The following is a 21,664-nucleotide window of genomic DNA, read 5'->3' as shown; positions in this document are numbered from 1 at the left end:
CGGCCTCCGCGCCGCCCGCCTCCCCTAGAAGAACGACTCGTACTCCTCGGTGGACAAGTCGTACTCGTAGAAGTCGCGGAAGAACGCCTTGGTCTCGGCCTCCAGGTCCACGTCGGCCATCTGCTCGGGATAGAGCGTCTTGGCCAGCCACAGGAACCCGAGGGTGGCCTCCGGGCAGGGGCGATCCCACCAGAAGGCGCCGATGGGCACCGTGTAGACCTGGCGCTCCTGGATGGCCCTCATGTCCCCGACCTGCTCGTTGGCGTAGAGCTCGTTCAGGTCGGCGCCCTTCTGCACCACGATGACATCCGGATTCCACTCAAGCGCCTTCTCCACGGTCACCTCGCCGTTGAGGTCGGCATCGGGCACGGCGAACACGCCGCCCGAGCCGGCCACCCACTCGCGGCCCCAGTCGCCCTTGTTGGCCGCGGTGACATCGGCCTTGCTCAGGTAGTAGACCGACTTGCGCTCGGCGTCGGGCACCTTCGCCAGCCGCGCGTCCAGTCGCGCGAACACGTCGTCCCAGTGGTCGACGAGCCTCTGGGCCTTGGCCTGGCCGGCCCCGCCGCCCACGATCTGGCCGACGTTGAGGAACTCCTGCTTGAGCGTGTCGACGGCCGCCCAGCCAATGAGCATGACGTAGGTGGGGATGCCCACGTCGGCTATCTGGGCATTGCCCTTGTCGGAGCTGATGCCCACCAGCGCCACGTCCGGCTCGGTGGCGATGAGCGCCTCGATGTTGAGGTCGTCGAAGGATCCGGCGTTGACCACGGACTCGAACTGCGGGTACATCCTCAACAGCTGGGGGAACTTGGTCATGGAGGGCTGGGCCACTATCTTGTCGGCGCCCCCGAAGATGGCCACCTCCTGGGTGGTGCCGCCGTTGCAGGTGATGGCGATGCGATCCACCGCCTCAGGGATGACGAACTCGTTGCCCTTGGCGTCCACGACGACGGTCGGCGCCGACGCGGCGGCCTCGGGGGCCGCGTCGCCCGACGACGCGCCTCCATCCTTGGAGCCGCCTCCCGCGCACCCGCCCAAGGCGAGCGCGGCCACGGCGGTCACGCCCGCCGCGCCGGCCAGCTCCATGAACCGGCGGCGCGTCATCGCGCGCATCATCACCAGCTCCTTCTCAGCCTTGTCCATCCTCATCCGCTCCTTTCTCGCGCGCCCGCTCCCGCGGGCGGATTACCGACTCTCTCAGCCCGCCGCCTCGCAGGGACAGGGGCGTTCCTTGGTCTTGAGCAGGGGTACGCAGGTGGTCACCCTGCCGTCGGGATGCTCGGGCACGTCGATGGACGCCACCTTCACGGGAATGCCGTAGGCGCGCTCGAGGGTGCCCTCGGTTACGATTTCATCCACCGACGCCACGCGAAACGGCTCGCCACGGCTCATGACGGCCGCCTTGTCGCAGCACAGAAACGCGTGGTCGGGGAAGTGCGACGTCATGATGACGCCCACGCCGCGTCGCGCAAGCGCGCACACCTGGGCAAGCACCCGCATCTGGTTGCCGAAGTCCAAGTTGGAGGTGGGCTCGTCCATCATGAGGAACGAGGGGTTCTGCATGAGGGCCCGGGCGATGAGCACCATCTGGCGCTCGCCGCCGCTGATCTCGGTATACACCCGGTCGCGCAGGTAGCCCACGCCGAGCAGCTCGAGCAGGGAATCAGCTTCCTCGAAAGCCCTGCGCGGGGGCCCGGAGAGCGGGTCGGCGCGGGAGATGGACCCCATCACCACCACGTCATGGACGACGAAGGGAAACGGCGGCTCATGCACCTGGGGCACGTAGCCGATAAGCGAGGCCGTCGCCTTGCGGTCGCGGTGGTTGACGGGACGCCCGTCCACCGTCAGGCTGCCGGCCGTGAGCGGGATGAACCCGAGCAGCGACTTGAACAGCGTCGTCTTGCCCACGCCGTTGGGACCCAGCAGGCACAGCACCTCGCCGCTGTCCAGCGTGAAGCTCACGTCGCGCACGACGTCGCGTCCGCGGTAGCCCGCGCGCACCTCGCGCGCCTCCATCCTCATGCCACCCATGTTCCCTCCCTTCCGTCGTCGACCCTCGCCCCCGCGCGGGGCCAACGCTCCCCCGCGCCGGGCCGCGGCGGGTATCGCACGTCATCCCGCATCAGGCTCCTTCCCTCTTGCGCTTGAACAGCAGGTAGAAGAAGAACGGAGCGCCGATGACGGAGGTTAGAATGCCCAGCGGCACCTCCACGGTGAAGAGGCTGCGGGCCACGTTGTCCACCACCAGGAGAAAGCAGCCTCCCAGCAGGAACGACATGGGTATGAGCTCCTTGCAGTTGGGCCCCACGATGAAGCGCGCCATGTGTGGGATAATGAGGCCCACCCATCCGATCATGCCCGCGATGGCCACCGACGCTGAGGTGAGCAGCGTCGCGCAGAAGATGAACACGGCGCGCAGGCGGTTGACGTTGAGCCCCATGGCCTGGGCCTCCTCGTCGCCGAAGGCCAGGGCGTTGAGCTGCCAGCGCAGAAACGCCAGCGGCGCCAAGCCGATGAGCAGCGGGGGCAGCAAAAACGCGAGGTCACGCAGCGACACGGTCGACAGGCTCCCCATGAGCCAGTAGGTGATCTCCGGCAGCTTGGAGTCGGGATCGGCCACGTACTTGATGAGCGTGATGAACGACGAGAACAGGGTGGACACGATCATGCCGCCCAAGATGAGCATGAGGACGGCGTCCTTGCCCTGGCTCACGCAGCGACACATGAGGTAGGCCAGCGCCACGGCAACGATGCCGAATACGAACGCGTTGACCTGGATGAACACGTAGGGAAGCGACAGCAGGATGGCCAGCGCCGCGCCGAATCCCGCACCTGAGGACGCGCCTAGGATATCGGGCGAGACCATAGGATTTCTGAACAGCCCCTGGTAGACGGCGCCGGCAACCGAGAGCGCCGCGCCCACGAGCACCGCTGCGCAGACGCGGGGCAGGCGCACCTTCCACACCACCGTCTGGGCCATCGCCGACTCCTCGCACGGCAGGCCGAAGAGCTGGGCTCCCAAGGCACTGACCACTCCGGTCGGGTCGACGGGGAACTGCCCGATCATGAACGAGACGAAGAACAGCGTCGCCAGCACGACGGCGGCCGCCGCGATGGCCGCCATGCCTTGCCGGCGCGACCGCGTCCCCACTTTCCGACCCATGGCGTCCTCTCTCTCTCAATATTATTCTTATATAAGAATAATATTTAAGTGAGAATAATCTGTTGGATTTGCCACGAACGGGGAAACAGGGGGAGAAAGCTGCCCTTGGGCAGGCGAGCGAGCCCCCCGGCGATGAAGGAGGGGGGGGGCCTGAAGGGGTTGGCGGAAGGAGGCGAGCGGAGAGGGGCGGAACGGCTTCGGGTGGGAAGGCGGGGGCGTCATCGGATGCCCCCCCAACGCAGCGGGGCCGGCCCCGCAGGACCGGCCCCTTCCCCGGCGCCCGCCAGGCGCCCTGCGCGTCGCGCCCTAGATCAGGCGCTTGGCGAAGGTGGGGTGGAAGTACTCCATCGTCTGGACGCGCACGCCCTTGCCGCTGCCGGCGGCGTGGATGTAGCTGCCGTCGCCCACGTAGACGGCCACGTGGTAGACGCCCGAGCCGCGGCCCCAGAACAGCAGGTCGCCGGGGAGCAGGGCGTCCATCGACACCGGCTCGCCCACGCCGGCCTGGGCGGCCGCGGTGCGGGGCAGCTCGACGCCGAGCGCCGTGCGGAACACGTACGACGTGAACCCGGAGCAGTCGAAGCCGCGCGGCGTGGTGCCGCCGTAGGCGTAGGGCGCGCCCTTGTGGGACAGCGCCTCGGCGAGCACGGCGTCGACCTTGGACGCGCGGACGGCCTCGGCGGCGGTGGCCTCCAGGTGGGCCGTGTAGGCGTCCATCTCCTGGGCGGACTGCTCGTTGACGACCGTGGCGGTCAGCGCCGCCACGGCGTGGCCGAAGGCGGCGTCGGAGCCGTGCCCTTCGTGGTCGCCCGCCTCCGCGGGCGCGGCGGGATCCTCGGCGGGCGCCTCGTCGGCGAGCGCGCTCTGGGGCGAAAGCGCCAGCCCCAGGGACAGCGCGACGGCGAATCCGGCCAGCAGCAGGCGATTTCGGGTGCACGAGGCCACCGCATCGCGCGATGCGGCCTTGCAGGTCAGGTTGGCTTTGATCAAGGAGATTCCTTTGAACGGGCCCGCGTTTCCCTTGCGCCTTGCGGGACGGCTTGGCGTCGCCCCCGGCTCTGCGGCGGGCGGCTCGGGCGACCGCGGCTCGCGAAGGCGGCGCGAGCGAGACGGGAGGCCGGGGCCCCTCGGCCCGGCGGCGGCTCCCGCGGCCCCGGTTGTCGCGGGGCCGGGAGGGGCGGTTGCCCTATCGGCATCGTGAAGGTTACGGCAGGGCAACGCCGGCGCGCAACCGCCCGGGGCGCCTCTCCACAGCTTCGCCGCCGGCGCTCCGCAAGTCCTTCATTCATGATTCAGCCGCTGATATATAGCCCCGCAGCCCCCTGAGGGGCCGGTCGAATTGCACTCCCCCTCCGCCTCGAAAGGCCGGCCGAACTGCATCCCCTCCGCCTCGAAAGGCCGGCCGAACTGCACGGTTTTGACGACTTTGCGACAGGATCCGCCAGTCACGGCCCCTCGCCGCCGGGAAATGCGCGCCCTATCCCGCGTCAGGCGGCCTTGAATCGAGTATCGCGCCCACTCCCCCTCCCAATCCGTCACAAAGTCGAAGAAAGTGTGCAGAATACTCCGAAGGCAACTGTGGAAATCGGGATTTCCGCCGAAAAGGCGTGTGCGCCGGCAGGTGAATCGCTAGAATTCCTGCGTGAAAATCATCTTTTGTAAACACACGGCGCTGTTCCTCCTCCGCATGTTCTCCCGGCGGGCCCCTGCCCCCGCGGCCGGACGCGAGCTCGCGCGCACCCCCTCCGCCGCCTACGTGGCCAAGGTCGCCTGCGACAACCCCCTGCTCGCGGAGTGCCCGCGGCCGCTGCACGTGCTCGCCCCCGACGGGAAGCGCCCGCGCAACACGGCGGACGTCGTCTTCCACACCTGGTCGGCCCGCGTCCCCGCCGCCCAGCTCCGCGAGCCCGTCGAGGGGCTCTGCTGCCTGGGGCCTGAGCTCGCGCTCCTGCACCTCGCCGCCGACCTGCATCCCGCCGCCCTGCTCATGGTGGCCCACGAGCTCTGCGGGCGCTATCGCATCAGGCTGGAGCAGCCAGGGTTCTTCGAGGCCGAGCCGCTCACCACCCCTCGGCGCATCGCGGCCTGCGGCCGGGCGAACGCCGGCGCGCCGGGCGCGAAGCCCCTGCGCGGCGCCATCCCCCACATGGGCGGGAACGCGCACTCCCCCATGGAGGCCGCCGTCGCGCTCCTGCTCGGCCTGCCGAACCGCCTCGGGGGACTCGGGCTGCCGCGGCCGGAGCTGAACCGGCGCGTCACGCCCGGACGTCGCGGGAGGGAGGCCACCTCGGCGAGCTTCTACGACTGCGACCTGCTCTGGCCCGAGGCGCGCCTGGCGCTCGAGTACGACAGCGACCTCTGCCATGCGGACGCCGACCGCCTCAACAGCGACGCCGCCCGGCGCACGGCGCTCCTCGCCCTGGGGATCACGGTGGTCACGGCCACCCACGACCAGATCTACCAGCCACGCCAGTTCCGCCAGCTCGAGACGACGCTGCGCCGCCAGCTCGGGGTGCGGCGGCAGATACGCTGCCGCGACTTCGAGCAGCGCCAGCGCGAGCTGCGGCGCCACGTGCTCGGCGTCGGGCTCGGGCAGGACGCGATCGCCCGCTTCATCCGCTTCGGCAGCTGAGCGCCCGGCGCGCTGCCAGCCGCCGAAGCTGTGCGGTTTCGACGACTTTGCGACGGAATGCGGGGCGCGCGGACGCCCTTCTGCGAGGTCGCGGAACCCATCGGGAAGATCATGCGAGGGCGAAAGCCCTTGACCTGGGGATTTACCGGCGCGCGTTCGGGCGGGGGCGCCGGCGGCGTCGCAAAGTCGTCGAAACTGCACACCTCGCGCCAGCCGGCGCGGCGTCGACGCCCAACCAGCCCGCACGGCGCCGCCGGGCCCGCCCCCTCGCACGGCGCCGCCCGCGGGGGCGGGCCCGGCGCTACTCGGCGGGCTCGGCGGCCGGCGGCTCGCCCGTCTCCAGAACGCGCAGCAGCGCCGCCTCGTCGAGCACCGGCACGCCAAGCGACACCGCCTTGTCGTACTTCGACCCGGCGGCCTCGCCGGCCACCACGTAGCTCGTCTTCTTCGACACGCTGCCCGACACCTTGGCGCCGAGCGCCTTCAGGGCCGCCCCCGCCTCGTCGCGGGTCATGCCGCTCTCCACGAGCGAGCCGGTCAGCACGAAGGTGAGCCCGGCCAGCGTCTGCGGGCGCTCCTCGCCGGGCGCCGGGGCCTCCTCGGCCAGGCGCACGCCGGCGGCGCGCAGTCGGTCGATGACGGCCGCGTTCTCGGGCACACGCAGGAACACGTAGGCGCTACGGGCGATCTTGGGGCCGATGCCGTCGACGGCGGCCAGCTCCTCCTCGGTGGCGGCGGCAAGCGCGTCGATGGAGGGAAACGCCCCGGCCAGGGCCTCGGCCGTGGTCTTGCCCACGTGCCGGATGCCCAGGCCGAACAGCACGCGGGCGAAGGGGCGCGTGCGGCTGGCCTCGATGGCGGCCACCAGCTTGGCGGCGATGGTGGCGCCCAGGCGGATGGGCTGGCCCTCCTTGTTCACGCGGCCCATGTCGAGCAGCGCGAGCTCCACCTCGTCGAGCGAGTAGTAGTCGGCCACGTCGGTGAGCCGCCCCACCTCCACGAGCCGCGTGACGATCTCCTCGCCCATGCCGTCGATGTCGAGCGCGCCGCGGCTCGCCCAGTGGAGCAGCCGCTCCTGGGCCTGGGCCGGGCAGTCGATGGAGATGCAGCGGAACGCCACCTCGCCCTCCTCGCGGATGACGGGCGAGCCGCAGCTCGGGCACACGTCGGGCATGGCCCAGGGCGCCGCGCCGTCCGGGCGCAGCGACAGCACCGGGCCGAGCACCTCGGGGATCACGTCGCCGGCCTTGCGCACCACCACGGTGTCGCCCACGCGCACGTCCTTGCGGTGCACCTCGTCGAGGTTGTGCAGGGTGGCGCGGGCCACGGTCGAGCCGGCCACCACCACCGGCGCCAGCTCGGCCACGGGCGTGAGCGCGCCGGTGCGCCCCACCTGCACGGTGATGTCGCGCAGAAGCGTCGTCTTCTCCTCGGGCGGGAACTTGAAGGCGATGGCCCAGCGCGGCGCGCGGGCCGTGAACCCGAGGGCCTCCTGCTGGGCGAAGGCGTTCACCTTCACCACCACGCCGTCGATCTCGTAGGGAAGCTGCTCGCGGCGCTCGAGGGCGCGCTCGCAGAAGGCGCGCACCGCCTCGGCGCTCTCGCAGAGCTCCACGTCGGGGTTCACGTGGAAGCCGGCCTCGCGCAGCCACTCGAGCAGCTGGTACTGGCCGGGCACGGAAAGCGCGCCGTCCTCGGCGATGGCGTACATGAAGGTGGACAGCTCGCGGCCCTGGGTGATCTTGGGGTCCTTCTGGCGCAGGCTGCCGGCGGCGGCGTTGCGCGGGTTGGCGAAGGGCGCCTTGCCGTTGGCCTCGGCCGCCAGGTTGAGCCGCTCGAAGCTGGCCTTGGACAGGTAGACCTCGCCGCGCAGCTCGAGCGGGGCCGTCCGGTCGGCGATGGCGCCGAGCGCCTCGGGGCGCAGCCGCAGCGGCACGTCCTTCACCGTGCGCATGTTGGCCGTCACGTCCTCGCCGGTGGTGCCGTCGCCGCGGGTGGCGGCGCGCACGAGCACGCCGTCCTCGTAGGTGAGCGCGATGGAGCTGCCGTCGATCTTGAGCTCACAGTCCATGGGCGGAAAGTGGCCGAAGTCCTCGACGACGCGCTCCATCCACGCGTCGAGCTCGCCTAAGTCCATGGCGTTGTCGAGCGAGTACATGCGCCGCGCGTGACGCACGGGGGCGAACTGCTCGCCCACGTAGCCGCCGACGCGCTGGGTGGGCGAGGTCGGGTCAATGAGCTCGGGGTGGGCCGCCTCCAGCTCGCGCAGCTCGCGCATGAGCGAGTCGAAGGCCGCGTCGGAGAGCACCGGCGCGTCGAGGGCATAGTAGAGGTAGGAGTTGTGCTCGATCTCGCGGCGCAGCGCCTCGACGCGGGCGGCCGGATCGGTGGCGGCCTCGGCCAGCGCCTTCTCGTCCAAGAGCGACCCCTGCTCGTTTTCCATGGCGACGTCCCTTCCTTCGCTTCGACGGCCGGCCCGGCGGGCGGCGAGCCCCTCAGGCGCGCCGCGCGGGGCGCCCGGGGCGCGTCCCGTCCCGCGCATGAGAGGGGCCCGGAATCCACCGGGCCCCTCGGCCTCATCAGTCGATCATGTTACCACGCCGGGGCGCCGGAGGGGCGGCCCGGCGGGCGCCGGGCGCGCCGGCTAGGCCACGTGGTGCGCCGTCGTGTCGCCGCCGAGCTCGGCCTGGGGCGTGGCCCCGTAGACCGCCAGGGTGACGCCACGCATCATCAGGAAGAACCCGAGGAAGATGGCGAACGAGCCGGGCCACACGAAGAAGCAGATGCCGCACAGGACGCTCAGCACGCCGCTGGCGATGAGCCAGCCCCAGCTGATGGCGGTGCGCAGCCGCACGGCCGCGAAAATCTGGAAGACGCCGTAGGCCGCCATGAACGCGCCGGCCACCCAGGGGACGACCTCGGCCGCGATGACGGGGTTGGCCAGGAACATGACGCCCAGGACGATGTCGCACAGGGCGTAGGCGACGAGCCATCCCGACAGGCTCATGGACTTGCGGTACCGCGCGTAGGCGTAGACGTCGAAGACGCCCACCACCAAGAACATGGCGCCGACGATGGCGGCGACGCTCAGCAGGGTCAGCCCCGGTGCCCACAGGCACACGAATCCCACGATGACCAGGGCGATGCCCGCGGCGAACATCCCCCAGTCGCGCTTGCTGGTTGCATCCATTTGCGATCACGCTCCTTCGTTCGATGAATGCCCTTCTGGCGCCATTGTTGGGCCGGGCGGGCGCGTCGCAGGTGGCGAGGGGGAGCCGTTGATGAGCGGTCAGCGGAGCGAGGGGGCGCCGTTTCCCCCTGCCGCGCGGCGCGGGCGGAAAGGGCAGGGGAAGAGGCGCGGAAGATGGGCGGGGCGCCGGCGGCAGGATGCGGAGAGGCGCGGAAGGCGCGGCGGACGCCCGCGGCAGGATGCGGAAGGGAAGGCGCGGAAGACGGACGGGACGCCCGCGGCGAAGCCAGGCGGCGCGGGCGCCTACCCGGCGGCGGCGAGGCGGCGGACGGCCTCGGGGAGCGCGTCGACGACGTCCTCAGGGACGACGCCGATGGCGGTCATGCGGTCGGCGGCCGCGCACCCCGCCTCGGCGTGGAGCGTCGCGCCGAGCACCGCCGCCTCGAGCAGCGACGCGCCCTGGGCCAAAAGCGCGCCCACGACGCCGGCCAGCACGTCCCCCGTCCCGGCCTTGGCCAGCGCGGCGGTCCCGCGGTCCACCAGCACGGTGCGCGCGCCGTCCGAGACGTGGGTGTCGGGGCCCTTGAGCACGCAGACGGCCCCGTAGGCGCGGGCGAGGGCGGCGGCCAGGCGCGCGGGGTCGGCGGCCGCGTCCCCGCCGATGCGCGCGCCGCGGGCGAGGCGGGCCGCCTCGCCGCCATGGGGCGTGAGCACCGTCACGCGGCCCTGGGCGGCGCGGGCCGCCGCGAGCGCGCGGCCCTCCCCCGTCGCGAGCGCCGCCAGCGCGCCGCCGTCGACGAGCAGCGGCGAGGCAGCCGCGGCCAGCACGGCGAGCGCGAGGCGCGCGCAGGCGTCGTCGGCCGGGTCGAGCCCCGGCCCCACGACGGCGGCGGCCGGGCGGGCGGGGCGCGCCGCGGGCAGGTCGGCGGCCTGCCAGCCCTCCCAGGAGCGCGCGACCAGCGAGGGGCGGAATCCGCGCACGACGGCCAGGGACTCGGGCGCGCACACCACCGTCACGTAGCCGGCGCCGGCGCGCTGGCCCGCGGCGGCGGCCAGGCAGGCCGCGCCCGGGTAGCGCGCGCAGCCGCCCACCACGGCGAGCGCCCCGCGGGCGTACTTGTTCGCGTCCGGCGCCGGCCAGGGCAGAAGCGCCGCCAGCCGCGCGTCGTCCCACCGCTCGGCGGCCGGCTCGCTCATCGCGCGTCCCCGGCGCCCGGCGCGCTCGCGGCGACCTCCGGGGCGGCGCCCGCCGCGGCATCCGGCGCCCCCGCGCCCGCGGCCCCGGGGCCGGACGCGGGCAGCTCGTCGAGGAGGCTGCGGGCGTCCTTGAACTGGCGCGTCAGCTCCTCCATCGGGTCCTCGCGCCTCTTCGCGGCCGTGACGGCGTCCTGGGTGATGGCCATGGCGCAGGCCACGGCCTCGCTGTGGGTGAACGACAGCGAGATGGGCACCTCGCGCACCCCCTGGGCCCGCGCCGCGTCGCGGGCGCGCCCGGAGAGCACCACGTAGGGCTTGCCCTTCTTGGTGCGCCGCACCTCCACGTCGCGCGGCCCGATGCCGTCGGCGAAGCCGGTGCCGAGCGCCTTGAGCACCGCCTCCTTGGCGGCGAAGCGCGTGGCGTAGTGCGCCTCGGGGTTGGCCTTGGCGTCGCAGTAGGCGCGCTCCTCCTCCGAGAACGCGCGTCGCGCGAAGGCGGGGCTGCGATGCAGGATGGCGCGCACCCGCGCTATCTCGACGATATCCACCCCCAGCCCCACCTGGTCAGACGCCATGGGGATGCCGAGCGCCCCCTCCACCATCTCGCGGGATCGCTTGCTCTGGGCCATCTTCGCTTCCTTCCCTCTGCCTCGGCGCGCCGCACGCCGGCGCCCGCGTGGCGCCGGACCTCCGCCGCGGGCGGACGCGGGGCCCCAAGGCGCGCACGCCCCTATTCTACCGTGACCGACTTCGCCAGGTTGCGGGGCTGGTCGACATCGCAGCCGCGGGCCACGGCGATGGCGCGGGCGAACAGCTGCAGCGGCACGCTCGCCGTGATGGCCGAGAACGCGTCGCGCACCTTCGGGATGTAGATGACGTGGTCGGCATGCGCCCGGATGTCCTCGTCTCCCTCGGTGGCGACGGCCACCACCATGGCGCCGCGGGCCTTCGCCTCCTGGAGGTTGGACACCACCTTGTCGTAGACGGGGCTCTTTGTGGCGATGGCGATGACGGGGAACCCCTCGTCCACCAGCGCGATGGGGCCGTGCTTCATCTCGCCGGCGGCGTAGGCCTCGGCGTGCAGGTAGCTGATCTCCTTGAGCTTGAGGGCGCCCTCGTAGCTGACCGCCGCGCCCATGCCGCGGCCGATGAACAGCGCGCTCGACGCGTCCTTGCAGGCCAGCGCCGCCTCCTGGATGGCCGCGTCGTCGGCCAGGATGCGCTCGACCTGCTCGGCGGTGTCGGCCAGCTCGCGGAACAGCAGGCGCACCTGGCTCGTCTTGAGCTTGCCCTTGGCCTGGGCCAGAAGCATCGCCAGCAGGGTGAGCGAGACCACCTGGCCGAGGAAGCTCTTCGTGGAGGCCACGGCGATCTCCTTGTTGGCCTTGGTGTAGATGACGCCGTCGGACTCGCGCGCCACGGGGCTGCCCACCACGTTGGTGATGCCGAACACCTTGGCGCCCTTCACGCGCGCATCGCGGATGGCGGCCAGGGTGTCGGCCGTCTCGCCCGACTGCGACACGGCCACCACCAGCGTCGTCGGCGTGATGATGGGGTTGCGGTAGCGGAACTCGCTGGCCACCTCCACCTCGCAGGGGATGCGCGCCCACGCCTCGATGAGGTTCTTCGCGATGAGGCCGGCGTGGTACGACGTGCCGCAGGCGATGACGTAGACGCGGTCGATGAGGTCGAGCTCCTCGGGCGACAGGTCGAGCTCGTCGATCTCCAGCGCGCCGGCGGACAGGCGCCCGGCCAGGGTGTCGCGGATGACGCGCGGCTGCTCGTGGATCTCCTTGAGCATGAAGTCGGGGTAGCCGCCCTTCTCGGCCACGTCCAGGTCCCAGTCCACGTGGGTGACGGGGGGATCGAGGGGCCGGCCGGCCTCGTCGAAGAAGGCGATGGCGTCCGGCGTGAGGCGCGCCACCTGGCCGTCGGCGAGCACCACCACGTCGCGCGTGGCGTCGATCATGGCGATGATGTCGCTCGCGACGTAGCTGCCGCGCTCGCCGCGGCCCACCACGATGGGCGAGTCCTTGCGAGTGACGATGATGACGCCGGGCTCGTAGGCGCAGACGACGGCCAGGCCGTAGGCGCCAATGAGGCGGCCCGCGGCGTGGGCGACGGCCGCCTGGAGGTCGCCCACGTCGGCGTAGGCCTCCTCCACCAGGTGGGCGACCACCTCGGTGTCGGTGTCGCTCTTGAAGGCGTGGCCGCGCGCGGCGAGCTCCTCGCGCAGCTCGGCGAAGTTCTCGATGATGCCGTTGTGCACCACGGCGATGTCGCCGGCGCACGAGGTATGGGGATGCGCGTTGGCCTCGGAGGGCCGGCCGTGGGTGGCCCAGCGCGTGTGGCCGATGCCGCAGGTGCCCGCGAAGTCGAAGTGGGACAGCGTGTGGACGAGCCCCGACACCTTCCCCTTGCGGCAGACCACCTGGAGCGCGCCGTCCTGCTCGATGGCGACGCCCGCCGAGTCGTAGCCGCGGTACTCCAGCCGCGTCAGCCCCTCGATGAGGATGCCCTGGGCCGCGTCGGCCCCCGTGTAGCCCACGATTCCGCACATAAGCGCTCCTGTCAGGTGACGTGCGTCGCCGGCCGGCCGCGGGCGCGGCGCCGGGGCGCGGGAATTCCGCCGACCATTGTAGGGCACCGGGCGGGCGGCGATGTTTCGCCCCGGTAAACACCCGCCCGACGCCCTCCCGCGCCGGGCGGACGGCCGCGGCGCGCGGGCCCCGGCGCGCCCGCCCCTCCCGCCGGCGACGCCTTCAGCGAGAAACTATTCGCACCCTGCAAATAGTTATGCGAGAATGGGCCCGTGTTCCAGACCGCCGAACGATGAGAGAGGGCCCGCCCATGTGGAGCAGCTGCCACCCGAAATCCGATGAAGACCTGAAGGAATGCGCCGAGCTGGGCAAGTCGCTCAACCGGCTGTCCCAGCCCACCATCCTGACGCTCATGGCGAAGCACGGCGAGCCCATGCACGGCTACATCATCGTGCAGCAGGCGGCCCACTCCCCCATGTTCGGCGGCAAGAAGCCCGACGCGACGGGCATCTACCGGGCGCTCAAGCGCATGGAGGAAGCCGGCCTGGTCACGTCCGCGTGGGACACCCCCGAGGAGGGCTCGGCCAAGCGCCTGTTCACGCTCACCGACAAGGGCTACCGCTGCCTGCGCCGCTGGATCGACGCCCTGGCGTGCTACCAGCTCACCCTGGAGGAGCTGCGCGTCGACGCTGCCGACGCCCTGGGCATCGAGCTGCCCGAGGCGCCCGTGTGCTCCCACGGCGCCGCCGAGTAGGAGCGCGCCGCCATCAGACCTGTCCGAGGGGCCGCTGGTATGCGCGGCCCCTCGTCTTCCGCGGCGGCAGGCGCCGCCCGTCTTCCGAGGAGGCCCCCATGCCCGAGCTGCCCGCCTTCCCCGCCGCGCTTGAGCCCGCCTGCGGCCGCGACATCGCGGCTATCCACGACCCGCGCCCCCTCGTGATCGTCGGCGCGCGCGGAACCGGCGGGGAAGTCGGGTTCGCCACCATCATCTGGGCGACGCCGGTGTCCCACACCCCGCCGCTTGTCGCCCTCGCCCTGCGCGCGCGGTCGCACACCATGGGGCTCCTGCGAGAGTCGGGAGCGTTCAGCCTGGCCACGCTGCCCGCCGATGCCGATGCGGCGCGCCTGGCCGAGCTCTGCGGCAACCGCACCGGCCACGCCTTCGACAAGGCCGCCGCCGTGGACTACGTGCTGGTGGCAGCCGGCGGGGCCGCGCCGGCGGAGGATGCGGAGGACGAGGACGCCGCGGTGCCGGCCGCAGACGCGCCGGGCGAGAGCGCCGACGGGGCCGCGCTCGTGCCGGTGCCGGCGATGGCGCTCTCGTGGGAGGCGTGCGCGGTGCGCTCCGTCCAGGAGGCCGGCGACCACCTGCTCGTCATCGGCGAGGTGACGCGCGCCGCCACCCGCGGCTCGCGCGACGACGCCGGCCGCCTCGCCCCCGTCGAGACGCTGCTCTGCATCCACCACGGCGCCTACGCCCCCGTGGGCGCGCCGCTCGAACTTCCCTAGGCAGAAAGGGGCGCCAGGACATCGCTCCCGGCGCCCCTTCTCCTTCTGCTATCCTCGCCGCATGGGCTTGGGATTGCACTCGTCGACGAGCTCGCAGCCCTCGCAGTTCTCGGTGACCGAGGTGTCGATGAGGCCCCAGTCGCACTCCTCGAAGCCGAGGGCGTCGTAGAAGGGCACCGACGCGCCGCGGGCCACGAGCCGCAGCTCGCCGTGCTCGGCGGCCGCGGCCTCCATGAGCGCGCGGCCGACGCCGTACCCGCGCCAGGACGCGTGGGTCACCACGGGGTTCACGTGCGCCGCCCCGTTGGCGCCCAGCGCGATGCGGATGAAGCCCACCGGCTCATCGTCGGCGTTGGCGGCCACGGTGACGCGCTCGAGCGAGGGCAGGTTGTCCATCCCCTCGTTCCAGCAGTACGCGTCGAGATACGGCCGGTCGGCCTCCACCGCCGCCCTCAGCGTGAACAGATCGGCCATGAGCTCTCCTCTCGCCAACGCGACCCGCCCGGCTCGACGCCAGGGCGGCGCGAGCCGGCTGACGCGCCCCCTCCCCCGCCGCGGCGGGCGGGGCGCCCTACATGATGGGCGGGACGTAGATCTTGTTGCGGGAGTCGGGGATGGCCTTCTTGGCCAGCTCCGCGGCTCCCTGGGCTATCTGGGGCAGCAGGCGCGTGGGCACGCCCATGAACATCATGTCCTCGCCGATGTCGCTCGCGGCGCGGCAGCCGTAGCAGCCGAAGGTGATGTTGGGCTCGTCGTTGGCCAGCGGCAGCAGCACGGCCTCGACGCACATCGAGTTGAAGCCGCTCGCGTGGAAGTCGTGGCGGTGCCCCGTGTAGTAGCTCATGGACATGCAAAGCCACATCATCTGCTCGGGCGTGCCGGTGAACACCACCACCTCGGGCTCGCGCACCGTCGCGTCGAGCGGCGCCACGTAGGTGGCGCGGCGGCTCTTCGGCGGCAGCGTCGGGCGCTCGGCCACCATGCGGGCCGCGGCCTCGGCGTCGACCACCTTGTGGAACAGCACGTAGATCTCGCCCGTGGCCAGCTTCTCGGGCACGCCGGTCATGCCGAAGATGGACGTGCCGTCGGGGCAGGAGTGGCGATGCGGCGGCATGAGGATGGACGCGCCCCGGCGCGCGGCCATCATGGCCTGGCAGAAGCGCAGGTTCTCCGGGGGCATGGGCACGTCGGGCAGCGGCTCATCGGCCGCGATGAGGCCCACGGCCACCGGCTGCCAGCGCAGCCCCAGCGACGCCATGATCGAGCGCTGGTAGCCCGCGAGCTCCTCGCGGCGCGCGGCGTCGAGCGGCTCGGCGCGCGGCTCGTCGGCGTAGGGGTCGAAGGTCGCGTCGCCGATGGCCTCCACGGTGAGCGCCCGCCGCGGGCAGTTGCCCGCGCAGGTGGTGCAGCCCACGCACTGGTCGGGGTGCGCCGCGAAGGGGTGCCCGTCGGGCCCCTCCTCCAGCACGTAGCACGGGCAGAACGCCACGCACAGCCCGCACTTGACGCACCGCGCGGGATCGTTCGTTATCTTGTAGTCAGCCACTTCTCTTCCTTCTATCGTACCTGTGGGGAGGGGTGACGGCGGCACTCAGTCGCTCAGACAGTCCTGGCTCGCACGAACAGCCCACTGGGCTGTTCGGCTCGTGCGGAACTCGCTTGGTGAGCACCGCCGCCACCCCTCCCCTCTCGCGGCTTGCGGCATCGTCCGAAGAACGGCGAGGCCGGCGGCGGCGTGGGGCGAAGCGAAGGCTGCGCAGCTTCTGAGCGCAGCCCCACGCCGCCGCCGGCCGTCCCCCGGTCTAGCGATCCCCCACTCCGCGCAGCTCCTCCTTGCCCCAGGGCGGGTAGACGCGCTTGCCGGCGGCGTCGGTCAGGTGGTAGGAGCAGAACGGGATGGCGCGGCCGTCGGGCACGGTCACCATCATCGAGCACTCGCGCAGGCGCTGGGTGTCCATGGACACGGCGTCCATGTAGTTCATGATGATGACGGACAGCCCCGTCTTCACCTCGACGCCCTTCTTGTACAGGATGTCGAGGAACACCGAGCCCTGGGGGCTGTCGGGGCTGTAGCCGGCGGCGTACTCCTCCATGGTCATGGCGCGCGTGGCCGGGTAGAAGCCCGACGGGTGCGCGGCCGCGGCGTCCTTCACCAGGAACACGCCGGTGTCGCAGAGCGGGTTCGAGCAGCCGAGCGGCCAGATGTCGCGGGGCTCCAAGAGCCCGTCGGACTGCTCGGCCAGGGCGAAGATGACGTCGCCCGAGCTCATGGGCAGCGCGCGCTCGGCGTCGAAGCGGCCCGATGTGAAGGCCGGCTGCAGGGCGAGCCCCGCCACCACGTCCGAGTTCTCCAGGCAGAAGCGCAGAAGGTCGCCGAGCTGGCCGTCGTTCACGCCGGCCACCACGGCCACCGACAGCACGCACTGGATGCCCGCGGCGCGGCAGCGCTCGATCACCTTGAGCTTGACGTCCAGGATGTCGCGGCCGCAGGTGGCCTCGTACACGTCGCCCGTCAGCCCGTCGAAGGACAGGTACACGCCGGTGAGGCCGGCGGCCACCAGCTCTTCCAGGTACCCGTCGCGCGCGGCGATGACCAGGCCGTTCGTGTTGATCTCGATGCCCCAAAAGCCCTTCTGGCGCCCGCGGTAGATGATCTCGGCCAGATCCTTGCGGCACGTCGGCTCGCCGCCGGTGATCTGCACGGCGCCGTCGGTGCCCACCGCGTCGGCGATCACGTCGTACATGGCGTCGATCTCGTCGAGGGTCGGGTCGTCCTCGTTGCCCTCGGCGCTGGCGAAGCACACGGGGCAGCGCAGGTTGCAGTTGCGCGTGACCTCGATCTCCAGCAGCGTCCCGCGCCGCTCGTGGCGGCCGCAGGTGCCGCAGCCCTTGGGGCACGGCCCGCAGACCGGCGTCGTGTTCTCCGGCGGCGTCTTGGGGAACGCCTCGGAGCGCAGCCACTCGTAGTGGTCGGCGTCGGGCCACATGCGCGTGTCGAGGCGCCCGTGGTCGGGGCAGGTGCGCGTCATCCACACCACGCCGTCGCCGTCGGCGTACACCTCGGCCGGCAGCTCCCGCAGACACGTCGGGCACAGCGCGCCCGTCGCGTGCAGGAAGCGGCGGTTCTCGTCGGTCATCGCCTACTCCTCGCTGTCGATGTACTGGCGCGGGTCGTGCTCGTCGTTGGGCGGGGTGCACACGGTGATGCCCATGAAGTCCACCCAGTCGAGCACGCGGCGCGGCACGAACAGCTCGTGCTGGTACTTGGCGGCGCGCTCGATGGCGCGCATGCAGGAGATGGCGTGGGCCAGGTCGGTGCGGTCGTCGATGTCGGCCACGGGCGAGAAGTAGGCGCAGGGGATGTCCTCGGCCTCGAGCTTCTCCATGTAGGCGTCGAGCGCCGCCTTGCCGTCCAGGTTGTAGTAGACGCCCTGGTGGTCCATGGGCGTGTCACGGCTGAAGCCCACCAGCGACGTGCCGCACTCCTGGCACGGCGCGGCCACGAAGCCGGGCGTGCCGAGCGACTCGAAGTAGTCGATCCACTGGAAGGCCTGGATGATGTGGGACTTCGGCAGGGTGGGGATGTCGCCGCCCACCGACACGATGGCGTCGTAGCCCAGGGCGAAGATCTGCTGGAAGGCATCGTCGAAGTGGTCGTCGAAGGTGGCGCCCGCGTCGGTGAGGTAGTGGATCTCCATGGGCCACGGGCCGATGGCCTCGTAGGTCTCGCGCATCAGATCGACGTTGGACGCCGGCGTGGTGGACACGAAGAAGTCGTAGGTGATCTTGTCGGCCGTCGGGTCGGCGGCCACGGCCGCGTCGTTGGCGGCCTGGAGCTCGTAGAGCGCGTGCATGCACGCCTCGCTCACGTCGTAGAGCGAGCGGCGGAAGAACTCCGCGGCCTGCTCGTCGGTGAGGAACCCGCCGTGCTTCACGGTCAGGCGCGTCTTCACCATGCCCGGCACGGGCGGCTTGCTGAACACCAGCAGGGCTTGCTTCTTCTCGGTCACGGGTGTGTCTCCTTCTCCTCTCGGGCGCGGGCGCCCGGCTGATACCCTCGTTGCGCGGCCCGGCTGGGCCGCGGCTCGTCACCTCCCGGCGGGGTCGGGCGTGAAGCCCGGCTGCCACGTGAGCGGACGGTCGTCGGCGCGGACCATGCAGTCAACGGCGTTGTAGGACCAGGTGCCTATCATCGGCTCGCCCTCCTCGACCGTGCACGACGTGAGGCAGTTGACGTTGGACTCCCACATCCCGCCGAACGCCGGGGCGCCGGCGGCCCACTCGGGGTGCCACCATCCGTAGTCCGCATTTATTAGACCATCTCTCATACGTATTGTAGCCAAAACGAAGCGCGCCTCGCCATGGTCGGTGGCCAGGACCACCGTATCACCGGCGGACAGGCCGAGCGCCGCGGCCGTGGCCTCGCTCACCTCGGCCACCGGGTAGGGGTGGCGCGTGCGGAAGGCCTCGTTGTTGAAGTACATCGACGCGTTGTAGGGCTGCTTGCGCGCGCCGGTGATGAGGGGCAGGTGCGTCCAGCCGGCGGCCTCGCGCTCGGCGACGAAGGCGTCGGAGCACAGGCGGCGCGGCTCGCCGGGCTCGGGCAGCCGCGGGCCGCCCAGCGCGTCGAGCGCCTCGCTCGCCAGCTCGATCCTGCCCGTGGCGGTGGCGAAGCCCTGGGGGGCGCCGTCCGGGCCGGGCAGCAGGTGCTTGGCGTAGGCCGGCGGCTGGTGGTACAGCCCCAGCTCGCAGTAGGCATCCCAGTCCATGCCGGCGGGCGCGAGCGTGGCGGCGATGGCGTCTTCGAACGTCTCCTCGGGCCACTCGTCGGCCTGGCCCAGGCGCAGGCCCAGCTCGCGGAACACGTCGTAGTCCACCTTGCGCTCGTAGTAGGGCGCGCAGGCCGCCGGGCCGCCGTAGGCGATGTTCGCCACGCCGCCGTGGGCCTGGAAGGTGGGGCGCTCCATGGCGCCGGCCGCCGGCAGCACGAAGTCGGCGATGGACGCCGTGGGCGTCAGGTAGTAGTCGAGCGCCACGATGAGGTCGAGTCCCATGAGCGCGTCGAACACCCGATGGGTGTCGGCGTAGGTGAGCAGGGGGTTGGTGGCCTCCACGATGAGGGCGCGCACCGGGTAGGGCTCGCCCGTCTCCATGGCGCGCAGCACCAGGTCGGGATGGGCCGACGTGAGGTAGCGCGCCGGCAGCTTGCGGCCCAGGCGCTCGGTGAGGGCCGCCACCCGCGCGTAGCCGTCGTAGCTCTGCAGCGGGGTGACGCCGGTGTTGAGCGAGCGGGCAGCCAGCTCCCCGGCGTGCTCCAGGGTCAGCTCCAGGTCGACCTCGGGCGTGAAGTCGCTGCCCTCGGCCAGCACGCAGGCGCCGGGACGGTCCACGTTGCCGGTGATGGCGCGCAGGCAGCAGATGGCCCGGTGCGTGGGCGCCACCGAGCGCCCCACCTGGTCGATGCCGCGGCCCGACACGAGCGCCGAGGGATAGGGCCCGGCGAACAGGCGCGCCACGCGGCGGATGTCGTCGGCGTCCACGCCGCATTCCGCGGCCACCGCCTCGGGCGTCCACGGGGCCACGTGCGCCGCCAGCTCGTCGAAGCCGTGGCACCACTCCCCCACGAAGGCGTCGTCGGCGAGGCCCTCGGCGATGATGACGTTGAGCATCCCGAGCGCCAGCGCGCAGTCGGTGCCGGGGCGCGGCGCCAGCCAGATATCGGCCGCGGCGGCCGTGCGCGTGTAGCGCGGGTCGATCACCACGAGCGGCACCTCCGAGCGCCCGATCCTGAGCAGCGTGCGCCAGAACAGCGAGTTGTCCGACTCGGCGGGGTTGGTGCCCCAGATGACGACGCAGCCGGTCTCATCCGTGATGTCGGCCTCCACCGTCCAGCCGAAGGTGAGCACGTCCATCCAGATGCGCGGGTTCCAGCAGATCTGCCCGATGCCCATGTTGTTAGGCGACCCGAACAGGGTCATGAAGCGGTGCAGCGGCCAGAACGACGTGTGCGGGCCGCCGATCATCGAGGCGAGGGTGCCCGGGCCGTGCTCGGCGCGCAGCGCCTCCAGGCGCGCCGCGATGTCGTCGAGCGCCTCGTCCCAGGACACCTCCTCCCACGCCCCGGCGCCGCGCTCGGTGCCCGCGACGCGCCGCAGCGGGCGGTTCACCCGGTCGGCGCCGTCGAGCACCTCCAGATTCATGGGCCAGCGCCGGCAGCCCGCCAGCACCTGCGGGTCGTAGGGGTAGCGGGTCGGGTCGGGCTCGACCGCCGTGATGCGGCCGTCCTCCACCGTGGCGGTGAAGGCGCACAGGTAGCCGCAGAAGTGGCAGTTGGTCTTTCTCTGCTCGATGGCCATCGGGCTTCCTCCTACTCCCCCAGGACCTCGACGTCCTCGTTGCTCATGGTCACGTCGTGGCGCGCGTCCTCCTCGGCCCCGCTGAGCGCGCGGTCGTCCTCGGACGCCTCCACGGCGGCCTCGTCGGCCACGGTGGGCTCGCCGCCGGCCTCCAGGCCCACGAAGGCCCGGCCGCCCTCGGCGCCGGCCACGCCGAGCGTCTCGCCGAACAGGAATCGCAGCTTCATCCACGCCCCCACGCTCGCCCAGTCGACGCGCCAGTCGTAGAGCAGCTCCAGGAAGTGGAGCGCGGGCACGGCCGCCTGGGCCATGTTCAGCTGGAAGGCGCAGGACAGACACGCCGTCACCAGGGCGTCGGCGCCCGCCTCGACCGCCTCCTCGCCGTTGCGGACGGCCATCTTGTCGGCCGCCTCGAACTTGCCGGCCGCGCGCAGGAGCGACCCGCAGCACAGCGACCGCGATCGGCTGTGGGCCGGCTCGACGCAGAGTCCCTCGGGAAGCAGCGCCCGCATGCCGTCGGCGAACTCGCCGCGGTCGCGGTCGGGGCACGAGTCGTGGGCGGCCAGGCGCGCGGGACGGCCCTCGGCGCCGACCAGGCGCGCAGCCGCCTCGGCGTCGACGCGGTAGCCCAGGCGGGCGAGCTCGGCCGGCAGCGCGACCACCTCCACCGCCGCGGTGGCCCCGTCGGCGGCGAGGGCGCCGCGCAGGGCGGCCGCGCAGTTCGGGCACGCCGCCACGATGCGGCCCACGCCGGCCGCGGCCACGTGCGCGCGCAGCTCCTCCTCGAAGGAGGCGCGCACGGCATCCCCGTCAGGCTCGTAGGAGAGGATCTTGCCGCAGCACAGAAGCGACGCGCCGTCCACGCTGCCCGCCTCGAGCAGCGTGTCGTAGACGGCCATGACCAGCGGCAGCGCGTAGTTGATGAGCGAGCAGCCCGGGAAGAACACCGACGGGCACGCCGCCAGCTCCCCCGTGCCCGGCGATGCCAGGCGCGCCTCCCCCGTCGCCGCGTCGAACGCCACCGTCGCCCCGGTCAGCGCGTCCTCGAGCACGTACTCCTCCACGTTCTCCTCC

18 protein-coding genes are annotated in these 21,664 nt (G+C 72.0%); 3 read left to right on the top strand and 15 right to left on the bottom strand.

Annotated features, from left to right (window positions below):
- Positions 1 to 24: 24 nt before the first annotated feature.
- The 4 genes from LPT13_RS04600 to LPT13_RS04585 form a co-directional block, all read right to left on the bottom strand.
- A complete protein-coding gene (locus LPT13_RS04600) occupies positions 25 to 1,146 on the bottom strand; it encodes an ABC transporter substrate-binding protein (protein WP_242163976.1) in 1,122 nt (373 codons plus the stop codon).
- Positions 1,147 to 1,200: 54 nt separating this feature from the next.
- Positions 1,201 to 2,034, bottom strand: coding sequence for an ABC transporter ATP-binding protein (locus LPT13_RS04595; protein ID WP_242163974.1), 834 nt, complete (start codon positions 2,032 to 2,034; stop codon positions 1,201 to 1,203).
- Between the two features lie 91 nt (positions 2,035 to 2,125).
- Positions 2,126 to 3,166: a FecCD family ABC transporter permease gene (locus LPT13_RS04590; protein WP_242163972.1), complete on the bottom strand. Its 1,041-nt coding sequence runs from the start codon at positions 3,164 to 3,166 to the stop codon at positions 2,126 to 2,128.
- A gap of 306 nt (positions 3,167 to 3,472) precedes the next feature.
- Entirely contained in the window at positions 3,473 to 4,156 is a 684-nt protein-coding gene (locus tag LPT13_RS04585) for a C40 family peptidase (RefSeq protein ID WP_242163971.1), read from the bottom strand.
- Positions 4,157 to 4,808: 652 nt separating this feature from the next.
- On the opposite strand from LPT13_RS04585, the gene LPT13_RS04580 reads away from it, so the two are divergent.
- Positions 4,809 to 5,798 carry a hypothetical protein gene (locus LPT13_RS04580; protein WP_242163969.1) on the top strand — a complete coding sequence of 330 codons (990 nt, stop codon included), beginning with the start codon at positions 4,809 to 4,811 and terminating at the stop codon, positions 5,796 to 5,798.
- Positions 5,799 to 6,099: 301 nt separating this feature from the next.
- On the opposite strand, the gene ligA is transcribed toward LPT13_RS04580, so the two are convergent.
- The 5 genes from ligA to glmS all read right to left on the bottom strand — a co-directional run bounded on the left by ligA (position 6,100) and on the right by glmS (position 12,745).
- Complete coding sequence (ligA, locus tag LPT13_RS04575) at positions 6,100 to 8,241, bottom strand: NAD-dependent DNA ligase LigA (RefSeq protein ID WP_242163967.1); 2,142 nt, start codon at positions 8,239 to 8,241, stop codon at positions 6,100 to 6,102.
- A 201-nt stretch (positions 8,242 to 8,442) separates the two neighbouring features.
- On the bottom strand, positions 8,443 to 8,988 hold the full coding sequence (locus LPT13_RS04570) for an HdeD family acid-resistance protein (protein ID WP_242163966.1): 546 nt from the start codon (positions 8,986 to 8,988) through the stop codon (positions 8,443 to 8,445).
- A gap of 303 nt (positions 8,989 to 9,291) precedes the next feature.
- A complete protein-coding gene (locus LPT13_RS04565) occupies positions 9,292 to 10,185 on the bottom strand; it encodes an NAD(P)H-hydrate dehydratase (RefSeq protein WP_242163965.1) in 894 nt (297 codons plus the stop codon).
- Entirely contained in the window at positions 10,182 to 10,814 is a 633-nt protein-coding gene (gene acpS, locus LPT13_RS04560; RefSeq protein WP_242163963.1) for a holo-ACP synthase, read from the bottom strand. Before acpS ends, LPT13_RS04565 begins: the two co-directional genes overlap by 4 nt.
- 101 nt (positions 10,815 to 10,915) lie before the next feature.
- Positions 10,916 to 12,745 (bottom strand): glutamine--fructose-6-phosphate transaminase (isomerizing), encoded by a 1,830-nt coding sequence (gene glmS, locus LPT13_RS04555; RefSeq protein WP_242163960.1) that lies wholly within the window; start codon positions 12,743 to 12,745, stop codon positions 10,916 to 10,918.
- A gap of 290 nt (positions 12,746 to 13,035) precedes the next feature.
- On the opposite strand from glmS, the gene LPT13_RS04550 reads away from it, so the two are divergent.
- Both LPT13_RS04550 and LPT13_RS04545 read left to right on the top strand, forming a co-directional pair.
- A complete protein-coding gene (locus LPT13_RS04550; protein WP_242163958.1) occupies positions 13,036 to 13,479 on the top strand; it encodes a PadR family transcriptional regulator in 444 nt (147 codons plus the stop codon).
- A gap of 98 nt (positions 13,480 to 13,577) precedes the next feature.
- Positions 13,578 to 14,234 carry a flavin reductase family protein gene (locus tag LPT13_RS04545; protein WP_242163956.1) on the top strand — a complete coding sequence of 219 codons (657 nt, stop codon included), beginning with the start codon at positions 13,578 to 13,580 and terminating at the stop codon, positions 14,232 to 14,234.
- A gap of 48 nt (positions 14,235 to 14,282) precedes the next feature.
- Here LPT13_RS04545 and LPT13_RS04540 read toward each other — a convergent pair whose 3' ends face one another.
- The 6 genes from LPT13_RS04540 to LPT13_RS04515 form a co-directional block, all read right to left on the bottom strand.
- Positions 14,283 to 14,708 carry a GNAT family N-acetyltransferase gene (locus LPT13_RS04540; RefSeq protein WP_242163954.1) on the bottom strand — a complete coding sequence of 142 codons (426 nt, stop codon included), beginning with the start codon at positions 14,706 to 14,708 and terminating at the stop codon, positions 14,283 to 14,285.
- A gap of 97 nt (positions 14,709 to 14,805) precedes the next feature.
- Complete coding sequence (locus tag LPT13_RS04535; protein ID WP_242163952.1) at positions 14,806 to 15,780, bottom strand: DUF169 domain-containing protein; 975 nt, start codon at positions 15,778 to 15,780, stop codon at positions 14,806 to 14,808.
- Between the two features lie 256 nt (positions 15,781 to 16,036).
- Entirely contained in the window at positions 16,037 to 17,371 is a 1,335-nt protein-coding gene (locus LPT13_RS04530; RefSeq protein WP_242163950.1) for a radical SAM protein, read from the bottom strand.
- A 3-nt stretch (positions 17,372 to 17,374) separates the two neighbouring features.
- Positions 17,375 to 18,244: a TIGR04282 family arsenosugar biosynthesis glycosyltransferase gene (locus LPT13_RS04525; protein WP_242163949.1), complete on the bottom strand. Its 870-nt coding sequence runs from the start codon at positions 18,242 to 18,244 to the stop codon at positions 17,375 to 17,377.
- 78 nt (positions 18,245 to 18,322) lie between these two features.
- Positions 18,323 to 20,590 (bottom strand): molybdopterin-containing oxidoreductase family protein, encoded by a 2,268-nt coding sequence (locus LPT13_RS04520; RefSeq protein ID WP_242163947.1) that lies wholly within the window; start codon positions 20,588 to 20,590, stop codon positions 18,323 to 18,325.
- Between the two features lie 11 nt (positions 20,591 to 20,601).
- A complete protein-coding gene (locus LPT13_RS04515) occupies positions 20,602 to 21,654 on the bottom strand; it encodes a heterodisulfide reductase-related iron-sulfur binding cluster (protein ID WP_242163944.1) in 1,053 nt (350 codons plus the stop codon).
- Positions 21,655 to 21,664 lie beyond the last annotated feature (10 nt).

The organism is Adlercreutzia faecimuris (assembly GCF_022669055.1).
Taxonomy (GTDB): domain Bacteria; phylum Actinomycetota; class Coriobacteriia; order Coriobacteriales; family Eggerthellaceae; genus Enterorhabdus; species Enterorhabdus faecimuris.
Note: the sequence above shows the minus strand (reverse complement) of the source record. Positions and strands in the feature narration are given on the sequence as shown.